The sequence below is a fragment of the Reichenbachiella sp. genome (genome assembly GCF_965223055.1).
Lineage (GTDB): Bacteria > Bacteroidota > Bacteroidia > Cytophagales > Cyclobacteriaceae > Reichenbachiella.
Genome location: NZ_CBDCVM010000003.1, coordinates 358,076 through 372,767, shown reverse-complemented (window position 1 = coordinate 372,767; position 14,692 = coordinate 358,076). Strand labels below are relative to the sequence as shown.

Sequence of the window (14,692 nt, the reverse complement as noted above, 5' to 3'; positions counted from 1 at the left end):
AAAGCCTAAAACCATGTACAAATATTATTTTTTGGCCGTACTATATCTGCATTCGATGGATAATATCTTGGCTCAAGAAAAACCAGATATCATGATTAATACTTTCTTTCATGAACTTCCACTCGAAAAGGTTCTTACCTATTTTGAAGAGCAGTCAGATTACACTTTTTCCTATAGTTCAAGTGCTATACCAATGGATGAAAAGGTGACTCTCAAAGAACAAAATATATCCCTTTGGGCTGCACTCGATGAGTCGCTCAAGTACTTACCTGTTACTTATGAGGTGGTCAATCGGAACATCGTTTTGAAGTACAATGAATTAACCCAAACGATTCGAGGAACCATTCTCGACAAGGACACCAAGTTACCCATTTTTGGAGCTACGGTATTTGTGGTAGGTTCCGACCCTTTGATCGGTGCTACTACCGATATGAATGGTAATTACCGATTGGATGATGTACCAGTAGGCAGAATGACGTTGCACTACGCTTATCTGGGCTATGAAGAAGGAGCCATTCCCAACGTACTTTTAGGCTCTGGTAAAGAATTGATTCTAGATGTGGAGCTTGTCGAGTCTGTGATAAAAATGGAGGAGGTCGTAGTAAGTGCAACAGGAATAGGTTCTCAACCTCTTAATGAAATGGGTATGATCAGTGGCCGATCTTTTACCGTGGAAGAAACCAAAAGGTATCCAATAAGCATTGGTGATCCGATGCGTCTAGCATCTTCATTTGCTGGAGTGATGGGTACCGATGATGACTCCAATGAAATTGTGATTAGAGGAAATAGTCCTCGAGGTATTCTTTGGAAGATGGAAGGCGTAGAAATTCCTAATCCCAATCATTTTTCTAGTGAAGGGGCTTCATCTGGAGGGATTAGTATGTTCAGCACTCAGGTAATTTCGAGATCAGATTTTTACACCGGAGCATTTGCACCCATTTATGGAAATGTGCTATCTGGTGTCTTCGATATCAATTTGAGAAAAGGGAATAATGAAAAACATGAACACACAATACAGGCAGGATTATTAGGGATTGACCTTTCTTCCGAAGGACCAATAAGCAAGTCGTCAGGAAGTTCTTATTTGTTCAACTATAGGTATTCTACACTTGCGATACTCAGTGATTTGGGTGTTGTAGAAATAGATGAAAATGAAAAAAACACTTTCCAAGATTTAGCTTTTAAGTTGAACTTCCCGACTAAAAAAGCAGGCACATTTTCAGTTTTTGGTATGGGAGGATTGAGTAAATATTCGAGGACTGGAGAAGGCTTTAGAGAAGACATAGAAAAGTACAATATGGGAGTGATAGGAGTTTCCAACGATTTGATTTTAAATAGCAGTACTTTTTTAAAGACCAACATTTCTATATCAGGGACTGAAGTTGGGAATGACGAATTTGTGAGATACCAACAGGATACCATCAATGTAGATTATAACAATTTGGAGTCATTCAAAAAGAGTTATACTAGAGGGTCAATCATCTTGAATAAAAAGTTTAATTCCCGTCATATTTTAGAAGTAGGAACAGTAATTAGTAGGTTGGACTATGACTTCGTAGAAAGAGAGCATAACATCAATAATGCCGACCCATTTGTAGATTTGGTTTTATTCAATGATGAGGGGGCATCAGGCACTCAGCAAGCTTTTGTGTCTTGGAAGTATAGAATTACTGAAAAGTTGAGCTTGGTCAATGGTCTTCATTATTTCAGATTTAGTTTTACCGGTGAAGATTCATGGGAACCTCGTTCCAGTCTTAAATGGCAGTTTAAAGAAAACCAATCCATAACTGCAGGTTTTGGCATACATAGCAGATTAGAATCTTTAGAATATTACCTAGGCAATCATATTAATGATGATGGGTCTACCATAGACAACAACCCTAATCTTGGTATGTCCAAGGCCAACCATTTTGTATTAGGTTATGACCGAGTTCTGGGGTCAAGTTTATACTTCAAGACTGAAATCTACTATCAATACCTTTACAATATTCCGATTTCAAATAATCCCAATTTCGGATGGTACTCTTCTATCAATTCTTCTGATGATTACTCTACAATTCCTTTAGTCAATGAAGGCACAGGTGAAAATTATGGCATCGAGATGACTTTGGACAAGCGATTTTCTCGCAATTACTACTTCATGGTTAATGGATCTATTTTTGAATCCAAATACAAGGGTGGTGATAAAAAAGAACGAGATTCAAGGTTCAATGGCAATTTTACATATCATGGACTAGGAGGGAAAGAATGGAAAGTGGGTAAAAATGGGAAAAACAATATTCTCGGGGTAAGTGCAAAAGTTTCTTATGCTGGAAATAAACGCCTGATCCCAATCAATCTCGAAGAATCAATTGATCAGGGGCGTCAGGTAAATGATTTTGATCGTGCATTTGAAGAGAGAGCGCCAGATTATTTTAGATTTGATTTACAAATTAGTTTTAGAAAGAACAGGGCCAAGTCGACTTCTGAATGGCGACTCGATTTGCAAAATGTGACAAGCCGAATGAATTATGGTGAGCAATACTATGATGACGGCTTAAAACAAATCGTTCAAGAAGATCAAATTGGATTAATACCTGTGCTTAGCTACCGCATTGAATTTTAGACAATTTAATTGTTGTATTGATTATCACTTCAAAAATTTTATAAATTTGCCATCCAAATAAAGCGGGATGTGGCGAACGTCGCCCGGCGCAGTCCGGTAGCGCACCATTTCGATACCCTGTTTTGTTATTAATTCGGGATGTGGCGCAGTCCGGTAGCGCACCACGTTAGGGACGTGGGGGTCGCAGGTTCAAATCCTGTCATTCCGACTATAAAGATGAAGGTAGTCAGCAATGGCTGCCTTTTTTTCATTTTCACCATTCTAAAATCCAATTGCTTAAATTGAATTATTTTCGATAAGACATTTTATCTAGGAATGCGATTATGAAAATAATATTACTAACACTTTTTGCTTTAGGTTTTTTTACTCTCGATGTTTTTTCTCAAACGGATTATGCAATTGAAAAAACAAAAACAGGACTTTTCAAAAACCAAACAGCTTATAAAAAATGTGGGATAACCATGACTAATGCTCAATTCTTGGATCTCATGAAAGAAGATCCAAATATGGAAGATTATTTGAAACCACTTGCTCTCAACTACATGGGAGATGTATTGTTTACTGCTGCTGCAAGTGTTTTGATTATTTTGCCAATCACCGAACAAATTGGAGGGTCTGATAACCCCAATTGGAATTTAGCTTATATTGGTGCTGGTTGTGCCTTGCTATCTATTCCCTTCAAAAAAGGATTCGAGAAAAACGCAGATCAGGCCATGAAGTATTATAACAATGGCTACAAAAAAGTGGCAGTAGATTTCAGATTGAATGTAAATAGTAATGGTCTTGGATTGGCTATGAAGTTTTGATCATATTGACTTGTAAATTGAAAGCGACTTGAATGGTTACTTATTTTGATCGACTCCATTCATGTAAATACAATAACATTCAAATGACTCAATCGTTTGACAGGTTTCAACAATTACTATTTCTATGAAAATTTTAATTCTATTCTTTAGCTTCATTAGTTTTTCTGCATTTGCACAAGATTCAACTGATTATTATTACAAAATTCCAGCGTATCCTGACAATTACAATGCAGGAACCGTCGCCGCACGTATGGTGGATGGGCTAGGTTTTAGATATTATTGGGGTACTGTGGGATTGAGAGCTGAAGACTTGGACTATAAACCATCACCAGAAGCCAGAACTACTGCCGAGACCATAGATCATATTTATGGCTTGACTAATGTATTGGTAAACTCTACTAAGAAAATACCTACAGACTTCACTAAAGAGGATGAGGAGGAAATGACCTTTGAGGAAAAAAGAACAAAAACACTGCAAAACATCAAGGAGGCCAGTGAGATACTGAAGCAGAGCACAGCAGAAGATTTAGAGAACTATAAGATTGTTTTTATCAGTTCGAGAGGGCAATCAGAGTATCCATTCTGGAATCAATTGAATGGACCGTTGGCTGATGCCATCTGGCATGTTGGACAGGTTGTATCATTCCGAAGAGCTTCTGGAAATCCATTCAACTCTAATGTTAGCGTGCTTCGAGGTCGATTGAAGGACAGATAGGGCTCAGTAAAAATACGGATTTTGCCTGGACACGCTGGTATCCACGTGGTAGTTAGCCATTTTTTCATAGTTTTGGTCTATGGTAGAATATAACCCCAAGAGTTGGCTCAACTTACTCTTTCATAGCTACAGCCGATATGTTTTCAGACGTCTGTTGCCTGCGTTGATGTATGTCACAGTTTACACATCGTTTATCACGTATGTTTTTTATGAATTGGACATCGATTTTATTAGTACCACATCAGTCCATAGTATCCTGGGTATCGTACTCGGTTTCTTCCTTGTGTTTAGAACCAATGGGGCCTATGATAGATGGTGGGAAGGTCGCAAGGTTTGGGGAGAACTGGTGAATAATACTCGTAATCTAGCCATCAAATTTTCAGTGATGGTACCTACTAGCCATGCTGAAAGAGAATATATCACAGAGTGTATTGCTGCCTATCCAAAGGCACTGAAGGAACATTTGAGAGAAGGGGTGCCTGTAGAAATGGGCAAAGAAATGGTAGAAAAATTGAAGATGGAAAATCTTGATCATATACCAAATGCAATAGCCAAAAGACTAATAGGTATTACCAATCTTCTGAAGAAAGATAAAACTATAGATGAAGAACAATATCGAGTGCTGGATGAGCAACTGGTGGCCTTGACAGACATCATGGGGAAGTGTGAGCGAATTAGAAATACGCCAATTCCATATTCTTATAGTATGTTCATGAAGAAATTTATCTTCACGTTTATTGCAACACTACCTTTCGCTTTTGTCACTGTTTACCATTACTGGACGATTCTCATTGTAGTATTGATCTTGTATATTTTGATGAGTATTGAATTGTTAGCAGAGGAGATTGAAGATCCGTTTGGTTCTGATATCAATGATTTGCCAACTGATATTTTGGCAGGAAAAATCGAGAAGAACGTAAAGGAAATTATGAATTAAGATTCATTAGGCAAAAAACCAGAAATCAGAGACTGGTTTTTTGCCCCATTTTTTTAACTGCTTCCTGATTTCTTTTTGTCCATCCGGTGAGGCCACAACAATCATAAGCTGGGGGTTGTGAAGTGATGCAATGGCTTCATAATGAGCCAATTTAATGCCGTACACATCTTTACCTATTTTGTTTTCATTGTCACAAACCCAGTGAAATTGATCTTCTAACTTGAGTATCAATTTGGCCATGTCCTTGCCGTTTCGACCGGCTCCCCATAAGACCAATGGTCTAGACATGTCTCGATCCAGATCATAAAAATTTCTGACCTTCAAGTCAAAATATCTATTGTCTTTGTACTCTTCCCATGTCCGTGAAATGCGATTGGATCGGTCTCTCCAGTGATGCAATACTTTATCTATACCGGCTATTTTCAGACCGTGTTTATAAAACCTGAAAGTAAGATCATAATCTTCAGGGTAGATCTCAGAATCAAAAGCACCAACAGCATCGAAGTCATCTTTGTGGGCTAACCAACTATGTGATGGAATGACACATTCCTTATAAATCTCTTCGTAATGTGCACTTCTTTTGGCTACATCGTTCAGCCATTTTTCATACCGAAGAAACCCATCTCCGACTTCACCTTCATCTACGAAGTGTTCAGTCCCTCCTGCAATGACAACTCCCTGGCCATGCTTTTGCCACTCTTTAACTAAATATTCTAATTTGTCTGCGGGCATTTTGTCGTCAGAGTCCATACGATTGATTAGTGTTCCTTTCACGTGCTTATAGCCTTCTTGGAGAGTTGGTATTAGCCTGGGTCTTGTGCTATGAAATACGCGAACGCGAGAATCTTTTTGAGTGTATGCTTCCAGTATTTCGGGCGTCTTATCTGAAGAATGATCGTTGACAGCAATTAATTCCCAATTTGAATAGGTCTGTGCTAGAATGGAATCTAAGCAAGCAGGCAAATAAGGCTCGGTGTCTTTTGTGGCCATTATGATTGATACAAGCGGTTGAGCTTCTTTATTCATTGGGCAAACCTCGATAATCTAAGGCCTAATTCAAACCAGAAATGAGCACTTTTGAATCTTGCTCAGTAATGGTTTCTACATGACAAGAAATGAAGACAACAAGTAGAAGAGAAAAGTTTATATTTTTATTGTTTTGGATTTATGTAATTAGTTTGCCGGATTTACATTGGATAGTCTTGTGTGCTCCGTTTTCTACATATTCCAACTCAAAATCATTAATCACAGCTGGTAATTCTGTAGGCATCCAGTGCCTTCCTTCTTTTACTACAATTACTGCACCTTCATGATCACCTACCCAACAGAATTTTTCATTCCAAGTTTTAGGATTGATTGGCTCAATACCGTGATAAGTCATTAGTTTGTGACTCATGTCCAATGTATTCGCTACGGGAAGCCCTATTTCATTTACACAGATGATATCATTGATGTCAAAACTCTGTTTTATAGGATAATCAAGGGATGGTCGTTCGATAAACTCGGCAATATTTCCATCAGGATCAAAGAAATAAATGGAGCGGCCAGTATCGAAGTGAATAATATTCTCCCCTTCGAAAGGCAGGAGGTCAATGTCACGCGAGTCTAGAAATTGGATGGAAGATTCTAAACTGCCCGTTGGGATTAAAAAACAAAAATGATACAAGTCAGGTGGGTAGAGCTTTTCACTAAAAGCAAATTTGGTTAACCCTGCTCGTATCTCGAGTTCGTCAGAAGTATTTTTTATTATCTCAAAGCCCAAAATATCAGCATAAAATTCCAGCTGCTTTTTAACACTCTTAGATCCTAATTTTAGTTTGTTAAATTTCATCTTGGTTTATAGTATTCCTTTTTAGCATATATAAACAGATTTTAAGAATGTTAGTTTCATCTAATAATTTTAGTCGATTTAGTGAATATTCTTATATTTGATATTCACCAATTCAATATCAATTAAGTATGCAAGTCAGAGGGTCAGTAATCAAGAGTATAGATAGTTTTGTCGCAGATAATCACGGGAGTAAATACGAAGAATGGAAAAAGGGATTGTCTGCCGCATCTAGCTTGCTTCTTGCTTCCGCGTCTTCCTCCAATTGGTATCCAGTGGAACCAGGCGTGATCGTACCTACTCAAGTTCTTTGTGATATGTTTTACTCAGACAAAAAGCAGGGCGCTTGGGAGTCGGGAAGGTATAGTGCAAAAATGGGGTTGACTGGGATTTACAAAGTTTTTGTGTTGATTAGTTCTCCTTCATTTATGCTAAAAAGAGCATCCAGGGTTATTGCGACATTCTATGAGCCAACTGATTTGAAAGTGGCTAATAGTACGGATAATTCCATGGTTATTCAGTTTACCATGTTGCCAATCAAAAATGAATTGATTGAGTATCGAATAGCCGGATGGATGGAAATGGCTTTGGAGATTTGTGGATGCAAAAATCTACAAGTCAAAATTACTAAATCAATGGCTGAAGGTGATAGCATGTTTGAAACTACCATCACTTGGGACTAAATGCTAGAGTTTGAAATCAGGGTTGTAGATCAATCCTAAAATGTTTCCCCAAGGGTCTTTGACAGTGGCTACTTCCAAGGCTCCGCCTACATTAGTTGGAGGTTCATGTTCAGAAGCACCCAAATCTAAAAAATGCTGATACCTGCCTCGAATATCTTCTACGCCCCAGTAATTGATTACGCTTTCGGCTTTTTCTTTGGTAGGTGAGGTTTCTGGCTGAAGGCCCAATTCATAGCCTGCTACATTAAAACCTACATAGCCGTCTTCTTCGAAATACGGAGAAACTTCGAATGCATTAGTGTACCATGCTGTAGCTTCTTTTATATTCCCCACTTTATAAATTGCCGTCCGTAATCCTAGAATTGCCATACTTGTATTTCTTTAATGTGCTTTTCAAATGTAACCTTATTTTTCTCTTTAGAAGAAACGATTCTTAGTAATATTGGTCTTTGATTTATGAATTATTTAAACCATAAGGTAGTGGTGTCGTATGCCACACTATGAAGGATACATTGATGAGAAATTTTTACTTTATACTACTTATTCTATTGGTGGCATGTACACCGAACAAGGATCCACAAAAGATTATCGACAAGGCAATTGCTGCGCATGGAGGACAGCTTTTCGAAGGACGAACAGTTACCTTCGATTTTCGAGAAAAGCACTATTTGGTTCAGCGGAAGCCTGAAGGGTACACTTATATACGTTCGTTTGAAGATGATAGCTTAGGTCAGGTGAAAGATGTCTTAACCAATAGCACCGAGTTGGAGCGTTATGCGAATGATACACTCTTGAATATAAGTGAGGAATGGAAGTTTAAATATGCTAATTCGGTGAATTCTGTGCTCTATTTTTTTCAACTCCCCTATGGTTTGAACGATGGAGCTGTTATTAAAAAGTACTTAGGACAAAAAGTAATAAATAAACAGCTCTATGAGAAAGTTCAAGTGACCTTTAAGCAAGAGAATGGCGGTAAGGATTTCGAAGACGTATTCGTATACTGGATCAATGCAGAAACAAATACATTGGACTTTCTAGGCTATTCCTATTTGACAGACGGAGGAGGAGTAAGATTTCGTCAGGCAGTGAATCGGAGAACGATTGAGGGCATGGTTTTTCAGGACTATGTCAACTTTAAACCTACCAACAAAAACGCTTCGGTTGAGTACCTTGATCAAGCTTTCATTGAAGCTTCCTTGATCGAACTATCGCAAATCCAAAATGAAAATATTGAAGTGAAGTGATTGAAGATTGAAATAATCAATCAATGTATCATTAACTCATTGATGCATTAATCTATATCGGCACATTCACATGGCGCTCAGCATGGTAGGAGGATCTTACTAGTGGACCTGACTCCACATATTTCAACCCACGTTTCAAGCCTTCTTCTTTGTACTTTTCGAATTGGTCAGGGTGGATAAACTCGGCTACATCGATGTGCATTTTAGTAGGTTGTAGGTATTGACCTAAAGTCAGAATGTCCAAGCCATTTTCAACCAAATCATCCATGGCTTTATGTACTTCATCTACGGTTTCTCCTAGTCCCAGCATAATGCCAGACTTAGTGCGTTGTCCGTATTCTTTCGTCAACTTGATCTGCTCTAAACTTCGAGCGTATTTGGCTTGGGGCCGTACTCTCCTGTAAAGACTCTCTACAGTTTCCATATTGTGAGAAACTACTTCTTGTCCACCATCGATCATTCGATAAAGCGCTTCCCACTTGCCCTTTACATCCGGAATCAAAATCTCAATAGTCGTTTCAGGAGAAGCTTTTTTGGTTTCTACTACCGTTTGATACCATATCTCAGCACCTCTGTCTTTGAGCTCGTCACGATTCACTGAGGTGATTACGGCGTGTTTGACACCCATCGTCTTGATAGCATCAGCTACACGCTTAGGTTCTTCGGTATCATACTCCGGTGGCCTACCTGTCGCCACTGCACAGAAGGTACAGCTTCGAGTACAGACATTGCCTAGAATCATAAATGTGGCAGTACCGGCTCCCCAACACTCACCCATATTTGGGCAATTGCCACTCTCACAGATTGTATGAAGTTTATTTTCATCTACAATCTTTCTCACATTAGCATAGCTCTGGCCTACTGGCAATTTCACCCTTAACCAATCTGGCTTCGTGCGTTTTCTGGCTTGCTTTCCGTCGACTACTGGTAATTCTATCATGAAACTCAAAATTTGTACAAAGAAACAAACAAGTGTACTAACTTGAAGGGTTTACGAGTGGTTTTTTGAAAAGATGAGGGTCAGTCTACTTATTTTCTATGACCGTAGAAAAGTGTAATAAAACCAGATAAGAAAAGAGCATTGTTATTTTCTACTGGCATTAATTCAACCTTACCAGCATAGGCTTCGAACAAAGTACCGATTTCGAATCCAGTGACATTACTTTTGAATGCACCCATTTCAAAGGTCAAAGAAGCTTTGAAGTTTAATCCCACTTTGAGAGAAGATTCTCCAAGGCCCTGAAATAAATGGCCGGTACCAGTGATGGATTGATATGAATATAACACAGGTGTTTTGCCAGGTCCGACAGTTTTAGGATCGTACCCAAACGGAACTGCCGTTCGACTGTCTCCAACTTTCACATAATATGGAGCAACAATTCCAATGCTAGGTCCTGCAGCTAATGACGCATTGATTTGTACCCCTTGCTGTGGTGCTTTTTTGAATAAAATAAAGTCTCTTCCGTATTGCCCTCGAATGGCATACAAATAATTGGACTTGCCGTAAATGAATGGATTTCCAGCTGCAGAGTTTCTTCTATGCTCTTTGGGGTGTTTCACATTCATCAACTCGAATCCGATGGTTCTGAATTGAGTTTCACTGATGGCACTGGAGAATTTCATAACGAAACCTCCTATCAAACCACCATTCGTATTTTTATTGATTCCCCAAATGAATTCTTTGGTATAATCATAATGACCAGAGGATTGAGCTGCCGCGCTGGACGCAAAAATGGCAAGACATGATATCAGTATGAGCTTTTTCCGCATATTCTTAATAAATCTAACAACTTCAACCACTTATTACATTACCCAGACAAAATAAAATTCTGATAACTTTTGATTTGAAGCGTAGGTACTTAAGCTTTGCAAAATAACGTTTTTTCAAAATTTAAAGTTTAATGGGCACCTTAAAAAATCAATATCTGGGAAACCTTCGTACAGAAGGCCTTCACATTCCTTCAGGGAATAAGATCATAACTGATGCTCCTGTAGACAATATGGGCAAGGGAGAGGCCTTTTCTCCTACTGATTTGATGTCCTTTTCATTAAGCGCTTGTATGATGACAATTATGGGGCAGGTGGCTGATCGTGAAAACATTGCGATGGAAGGTTTGACTACCGATATCACTAAAGTGATGTCCGCTAGTCCAAGAAAGGTGTCAGAAATTCATGTAAATTTCAATTGGCCTAAACTAGAATTAACCGAAAAACAAAAAACGATGCTGGTCAACGCAGCCAAAACTTGCCCCGTTGCTTTAAGTATTCATCCAGACATCAAATTAGAAGTAACTTTTAACCTGAATTAACTGACTTTTTTGGGCTTAGCCCGTATAAACCTTTTTTCAAAGAGATAAATCTATCATCAATGCTCAAAGATCTTCGCATCAACAACTCACTAACCGGAAAGAAGGAACTGTTTGAACCCATTCATGCACCGCACGTTGGCATGTATGTCTGTGGCCCAACCGTGTATAGTGATGTGCATTTGGGTAATGTTCGTACCTTCTTGAGCTTCGATGTTATTTTCAGATATTTGATGCATCTGGGCTATAAGGTTCGTTATGTCAGAAACATCACTGACGTTGGACATTTGGTCAATGATGGTGACGAAGGTGAAGATAAAATTGGCAAAAAAGCAAAATTGGAAAACCTGGAGCCTATGGAAGTTGTACAGCGCTACACACAGGACTTCCATCAGGTGATGGCCATGTTCAACACTTTACCTCCCAGTATAGAACCATCTGCTACTGGTCATATCCTGGAGCAGATTGAGATGATTGAGTTGTTGATTGAAAAAGGATTGGCCTATGAAGTGGAGGGCTCGGTTTACTTTGATGTAAATGCTTATCAGAAAGATCATGATTATGGCAAATTGTCTGGTAGGAAAATAGAGGAGCTTTTGTCCAATACTAGAGAACTAGATGGTCAGGACGAAAAAAGAAACCCGGTAGACTTTGCTATTTGGAAAAACGCTTCTCCAGAACATATCATGAGATGGAATTCACCCTGGGGTGCTGGTTTTCCGGGTTGGCACTTGGAGTGTACCGTCATGGGGAAAAAGTATTTAGGTAAGACCTTCGATATTCACGGTGGAGGAATGGATTTGAAATTTCCACATCATGAATGTGAATTGGCGCAGTCTGTAGGTGCCCACGGAACTGATCCAGTGAAATACTGGATTCATACGAACATGCTGACCGTGAATGGGCAGAAGATGAGTAAGTCCTTAGGAAATTCATTCTTACCTAGAGAATTGTTTTCGGGAGATCACGAGTTGTTGGACAAGGCATATAGCCCAATGACTACAAAGTTCTTTATGTTGCAATCCCACTATTCTAGTACTTTAGATTTTTCGAATGAAGCATTAAGTGCAGCACAAAAAGGATATCGTAAGCTGATGAATGGATTAAAAACCCTGCGGCGGCTGTCTGCCGAAGGTATTGCCGACAGCGAACCTAACGAAAAAGCCATCCAGCAAATCAACAGCCTCTGTGACAATTGCTACCGAGCAATGAATGATGACTTCAATACGGCACTTGCTATTGGTCATTTGTTCAACTTGTTGAAGAAAATAAACTCCATTCATATGGGGCAGCTAAGCATAGCTGAAATAGGTGTAGATACCTTCAGCAGAATGAAAACCACCTTTGAATCTTTTGTACTTGATATTTTAGGATTGAAAGAAGAAAGCAATGTAGACTTCGATGGTTTGATCAGTGTATTGCTCAATCTCTATAAAGAAGCCAAAGAGGCCAAAGACTACGACAAAGTAGACGAAATCAGAAATAGTCTAAAATCTCAGGGTGTTGTGCTCAAGGACATGAAGACAGGTGTGGATTGGGCTTATGAGGAGTAATATATCTTAGTAATCAAACCTCCTCGTAAGGTCATCCAAACTCTTCTTAGACCCTACAAAAGTCACCAAATCTTTGAGTCGTAATCTTGTATATCCGTGTGATATAATCATTTGACCGGCGCGTTTGATAGAGAGGATAATCACATCTGCAGGAAGGCGCAAATCTCTAAGCGGTACCCCATGCAAGTCTGGATTCATCACTTCTAGGTCTCTGGAATCTTGTCCAGGTTCCATACCCAGTAAGAGTGAAGTCGCTTGTGGCGAACGCACATAATGATCCATTAAACTAACCATAGCCATTGATGGATCTACAATTCTCACTCCTAGATTTAAAAATTTATCATAATAGAGTCGGTCCGTTAAGCGAACAATGATATCTGGCGTACCAAAGTGATGATACGCTAGTTCGCAGACTTCGAGATTCTCACGATCGGCCAGCATACAAACGATAGCTTCTGTTTTCGCAGCACCCATATCCTTGATTTGCTGCAGATTGATTTTGTCCATGTAATGGATGATAATTCCTTCAGGTTCATCAATGCTCCCTTTTTTCATTAAGGTCACCATCTGAACTTTCCAGTTGTTGGTCATGAGCTGTTTAGCCAATGCTACTGACTGACTTTCAAATCCAAAAATAATGGCATCTCTGATTCCGTCTGTCTGGAATTTCGCTCTGGTTTTATCTTCGCCGACTTTTCTTAAAGCGTATTTAAATAATGGAGGGCCTACAATTTGATTGAGTACAATAATACCAATCATGATAGTGGCGAACTCAGGTCCCCATTCGGGAAATTGATTGGAAACTAGTGCAGTTAAACCGAGCGCAACACCAGCCTGAGTGACATATGGCATCCAACCAACATGTACAAATCTTGCGGGATCTTTGGCTATGAACCCTCCGGCATAAGACCCACCTATGATCGTCAGTAAACGAATACCAAAAAAGAACAAGGCAATAGGCCAGATGCTGAAAAGGATATGGATGTCTAAGGAGGCTCCCGTTAGTGTAAAAAATGCCGCATAGATCATGGGGCCCGTTCTTGCCAAAATAGACAAAAACTCTGGTTTGTACTTTGAGTAATTGGTGATGTACAAACTGGCAATAATGCAAGTAATCAACGGTTCCAAGCGGATGTGATGACCAGGAATGACATCTAATGTTCCAAGGAGGTGGTTGATAAAATAAACCCCCCAACCTAGTAAAACTATAACTACCGCCTTCGAGTCGGATTTAAGCCCTAACCCAAGAAATGCGTCAAGTAATCGACCTAATAAATAACCTATTCCGGCGGATATCAACATTTCCAAAACTGGCAACAATACACTGATATATTTGAATTCATTTCCACTGACCAGCGATATGCTCATGGCAAAACACATTGCAAATAGCACAATGACGATGAAATCCTTGAGTACTGTTACACCCATTACCGTTTGAGTGAATGGACCTTTAGCCCGGAGTTCATTGATCACAGCAATAGCCGAAGCGGGTGATCTGGCCACGAATACTGTACCTGCTAAAAGGGCTACAGCTAGTCTTGTGCTGAAATTCATGTTTTCCATGAATGAGATATGGTCAGCCAAAAAGAAAACGGTAATACTCCCAATACCAAAGGAAAAAAACAGCTGTCCCAGTGTATTCCATTTGATACTGTTGATTTTGGAAATAAGCTCTCTGAAATAAAGTTCAGCACCAGCGGCAAAAGCGATAAAAGCCAGTGCCAGTTCATTTATGAAGTTGAGTTCTCCAATGGACTCAGAGGGAATCAAGTTTAAAACGAACGGGCCGCATAATATCCCAGTCATTAAAAAACCAGTAATGATAGGCAGATTGACGCGTTGAAAAATGGACGCAATTTTATTTGCAGCAATGGACACGACCCCGAAACCGGCAATCAGAATAATTGTGAGTTTTATACTATCAAAATTGAGATCCATCTACAAGCGCATATTTTGGATTAAATTCTAAAATAGTCAATATCTTTAAAAGGGTTCAATGAATGGACTGCTTTTGC

At 39.3% G+C, this 14,692-nt stretch carries 14 protein-coding genes and 1 tRNA gene; 9 read left to right on the top strand and 6 right to left on the bottom strand.

Annotated elements, in window-relative coordinates:
* The first annotated feature begins 13 nt into the window (after positions 1–13).
* From ACOQO5_RS02110 to ACOQO5_RS02090, 5 genes are all read left to right on the top strand, one after another.
* Positions 14–2,605, top strand: a complete 2,592-nt coding sequence (locus ACOQO5_RS02110) for a TonB-dependent receptor (protein ID WP_420580023.1) — start codon at positions 14–16, stop codon at positions 2,603–2,605.
* Positions 2,606–2,739: 134 nt separating this feature from the next.
* Positions 2,740–2,813, top strand: a tRNA-Pro gene (locus tag ACOQO5_RS02105).
* Positions 2,814–2,928: 115 nt separating this feature from the next.
* Positions 2,929–3,411, top strand: coding sequence for a hypothetical protein (locus tag ACOQO5_RS02100; protein ID WP_420580022.1), 483 nt, complete (start codon positions 2,929–2,931; stop codon positions 3,409–3,411).
* Positions 3,412–3,535: 124 nt separating this feature from the next.
* Positions 3,536–4,126, top strand: a complete 591-nt coding sequence (locus tag ACOQO5_RS02095; RefSeq protein ID WP_420580021.1) for a hypothetical protein — start codon at positions 3,536–3,538, stop codon at positions 4,124–4,126.
* Positions 4,127–4,205: 79 nt separating this feature from the next.
* Complete coding sequence (locus ACOQO5_RS02090; RefSeq protein ID WP_420580020.1) at positions 4,206–5,063, top strand: bestrophin family protein; 858 nt, start codon at positions 4,206–4,208, stop codon at positions 5,061–5,063.
* 6 nt (positions 5,064–5,069) lie between these two features.
* On the opposite strand, the gene ACOQO5_RS02085 is transcribed toward ACOQO5_RS02090, so the two are convergent.
* Positions 5,070–6,053: a glycosyltransferase family 2 protein gene (locus tag ACOQO5_RS02085; protein WP_420580019.1), complete on the bottom strand. Its 984-nt coding sequence runs from the start codon at positions 6,051–6,053 to the stop codon at positions 5,070–5,072.
* A gap of 175 nt (positions 6,054–6,228) precedes the next feature.
* Positions 6,229–6,894 (bottom strand): VOC family protein, encoded by a 666-nt coding sequence (locus ACOQO5_RS02080; protein ID WP_420580018.1) that lies wholly within the window; start codon positions 6,892–6,894, stop codon positions 6,229–6,231.
* 128 nt (positions 6,895–7,022) lie between these two features.
* Between ACOQO5_RS02080 and ACOQO5_RS02075 the strand changes: the two genes are divergently transcribed.
* Positions 7,023–7,574, top strand: a complete 552-nt coding sequence (locus tag ACOQO5_RS02075; RefSeq protein WP_420580017.1) for a hypothetical protein — start codon at positions 7,023–7,025, stop codon at positions 7,572–7,574.
* A gap of 3 nt (positions 7,575–7,577) precedes the next feature.
* On the opposite strand, the gene ACOQO5_RS02070 is transcribed toward ACOQO5_RS02075, so the two are convergent.
* Complete coding sequence (locus ACOQO5_RS02070) at positions 7,578–7,943, bottom strand: VOC family protein (RefSeq protein ID WP_420580016.1); 366 nt, start codon at positions 7,941–7,943, stop codon at positions 7,578–7,580.
* Positions 7,944–8,089: 146 nt separating this feature from the next.
* On the opposite strand from ACOQO5_RS02070, the gene ACOQO5_RS02065 reads away from it, so the two are divergent.
* Positions 8,090–8,818, top strand: a complete 729-nt coding sequence (locus ACOQO5_RS02065) for a DUF6503 family protein (protein ID WP_420580015.1) — start codon at positions 8,090–8,092, stop codon at positions 8,816–8,818.
* 52 nt (positions 8,819–8,870) lie between these two features.
* Here ACOQO5_RS02065 and lipA read toward each other — a convergent pair whose 3' ends face one another.
* Both lipA and ACOQO5_RS02055 read right to left on the bottom strand, forming a co-directional pair.
* Positions 8,871–9,758: a lipoyl synthase gene (gene lipA, locus ACOQO5_RS02060; protein ID WP_420580014.1), complete on the bottom strand. Its 888-nt coding sequence runs from the start codon at positions 9,756–9,758 to the stop codon at positions 8,871–8,873.
* Between the two features lie 89 nt (positions 9,759–9,847).
* Positions 9,848–10,588 carry a hypothetical protein gene (locus ACOQO5_RS02055; protein ID WP_420580013.1) on the bottom strand — a complete coding sequence of 247 codons (741 nt, stop codon included), beginning with the start codon at positions 10,586–10,588 and terminating at the stop codon, positions 9,848–9,850.
* 131 nt (positions 10,589–10,719) lie between these two features.
* Here ACOQO5_RS02055 and ACOQO5_RS02050 point away from each other — a divergent pair, with 131 nt between their 5' ends.
* On the top strand, positions 10,720–11,127 hold the full coding sequence (locus ACOQO5_RS02050) for an OsmC family protein (protein WP_420580012.1): 408 nt from the start codon (positions 10,720–10,722) through the stop codon (positions 11,125–11,127).
* Positions 11,128–11,186: 59 nt separating this feature from the next.
* Positions 11,187–12,677, top strand: a complete 1,491-nt coding sequence (cysS, locus tag ACOQO5_RS02045) for a cysteine--tRNA ligase (RefSeq protein ID WP_420580011.1) — start codon at positions 11,187–11,189, stop codon at positions 12,675–12,677.
* 6 nt (positions 12,678–12,683) lie between these two features.
* On the opposite strand, the gene ACOQO5_RS02040 is transcribed toward cysS, so the two are convergent.
* Positions 12,684–14,615 carry a cation:proton antiporter gene (locus ACOQO5_RS02040; protein ID WP_420580010.1) on the bottom strand — a complete coding sequence of 644 codons (1,932 nt, stop codon included), beginning with the start codon at positions 14,613–14,615 and terminating at the stop codon, positions 12,684–12,686.
* Positions 14,616–14,692 lie beyond the last annotated feature (77 nt).

Bases quoted from the DNA above. Each gene is read 5' to 3' on its own strand.
- ACOQO5_RS02090 (WP_420580020.1), top strand. From the start codon at position 4,206: ATGGTAGAATATAACCCCAAGAGTTGGCTCAACTTACTCTTTCATAGC.
- ACOQO5_RS02065 (WP_420580015.1), top strand. From the start codon at position 8,090: ATGAGAAATTTTTACTTTATACTACTTATTCTATTGGTGGCATGTACA.
- ACOQO5_RS02070 (WP_420580016.1), bottom strand. From the start codon at position 7,943: ATGGCAATTCTAGGATTACGGACGGCAATTTATAAAGTGGGGAATATA.
- ACOQO5_RS02100 (WP_420580022.1), top strand. From the start codon at position 2,929: ATGAAAATAATATTACTAACACTTTTTGCTTTAGGTTTTTTTACTCTC.
- ACOQO5_RS02050 (WP_420580012.1), top strand. From the start codon at position 10,720: ATGGGCACCTTAAAAAATCAATATCTGGGAAACCTTCGTACAGAAGGC.
- ACOQO5_RS02075 (WP_420580017.1), top strand. From the start codon at position 7,023: ATGCAAGTCAGAGGGTCAGTAATCAAGAGTATAGATAGTTTTGTCGCA.
- ACOQO5_RS02085 (WP_420580019.1), bottom strand. From the start codon at position 6,053: ATGGCCACAAAAGACACCGAGCCTTATTTGCCTGCTTGCTTAGATTCC.
- lipA (WP_420580014.1), bottom strand. From the start codon at position 9,758: ATGATAGAATTACCAGTAGTCGACGGAAAGCAAGCCAGAAAACGCACG.
- ACOQO5_RS02110 (WP_420580023.1), top strand. From the start codon at position 14: ATGTACAAATATTATTTTTTGGCCGTACTATATCTGCATTCGATGGAT.
- ACOQO5_RS02080 (WP_420580018.1), bottom strand. From the start codon at position 6,894: ATGAAATTTAACAAACTAAAATTAGGATCTAAGAGTGTTAAAAAGCAG.
- ACOQO5_RS02040 (WP_420580010.1), bottom strand. From the start codon at position 14,615: ATGGATCTCAATTTTGATAGTATAAAACTCACAATTATTCTGATTGCC.
- cysS (WP_420580011.1), top strand. From the start codon at position 11,187: ATGCTCAAAGATCTTCGCATCAACAACTCACTAACCGGAAAGAAGGAA.
- ACOQO5_RS02055 (WP_420580013.1), bottom strand. From the start codon at position 10,588: ATGCGGAAAAAGCTCATACTGATATCATGTCTTGCCATTTTTGCGTCC.
- ACOQO5_RS02095 (WP_420580021.1), top strand. From the start codon at position 3,536: ATGAAAATTTTAATTCTATTCTTTAGCTTCATTAGTTTTTCTGCATTT.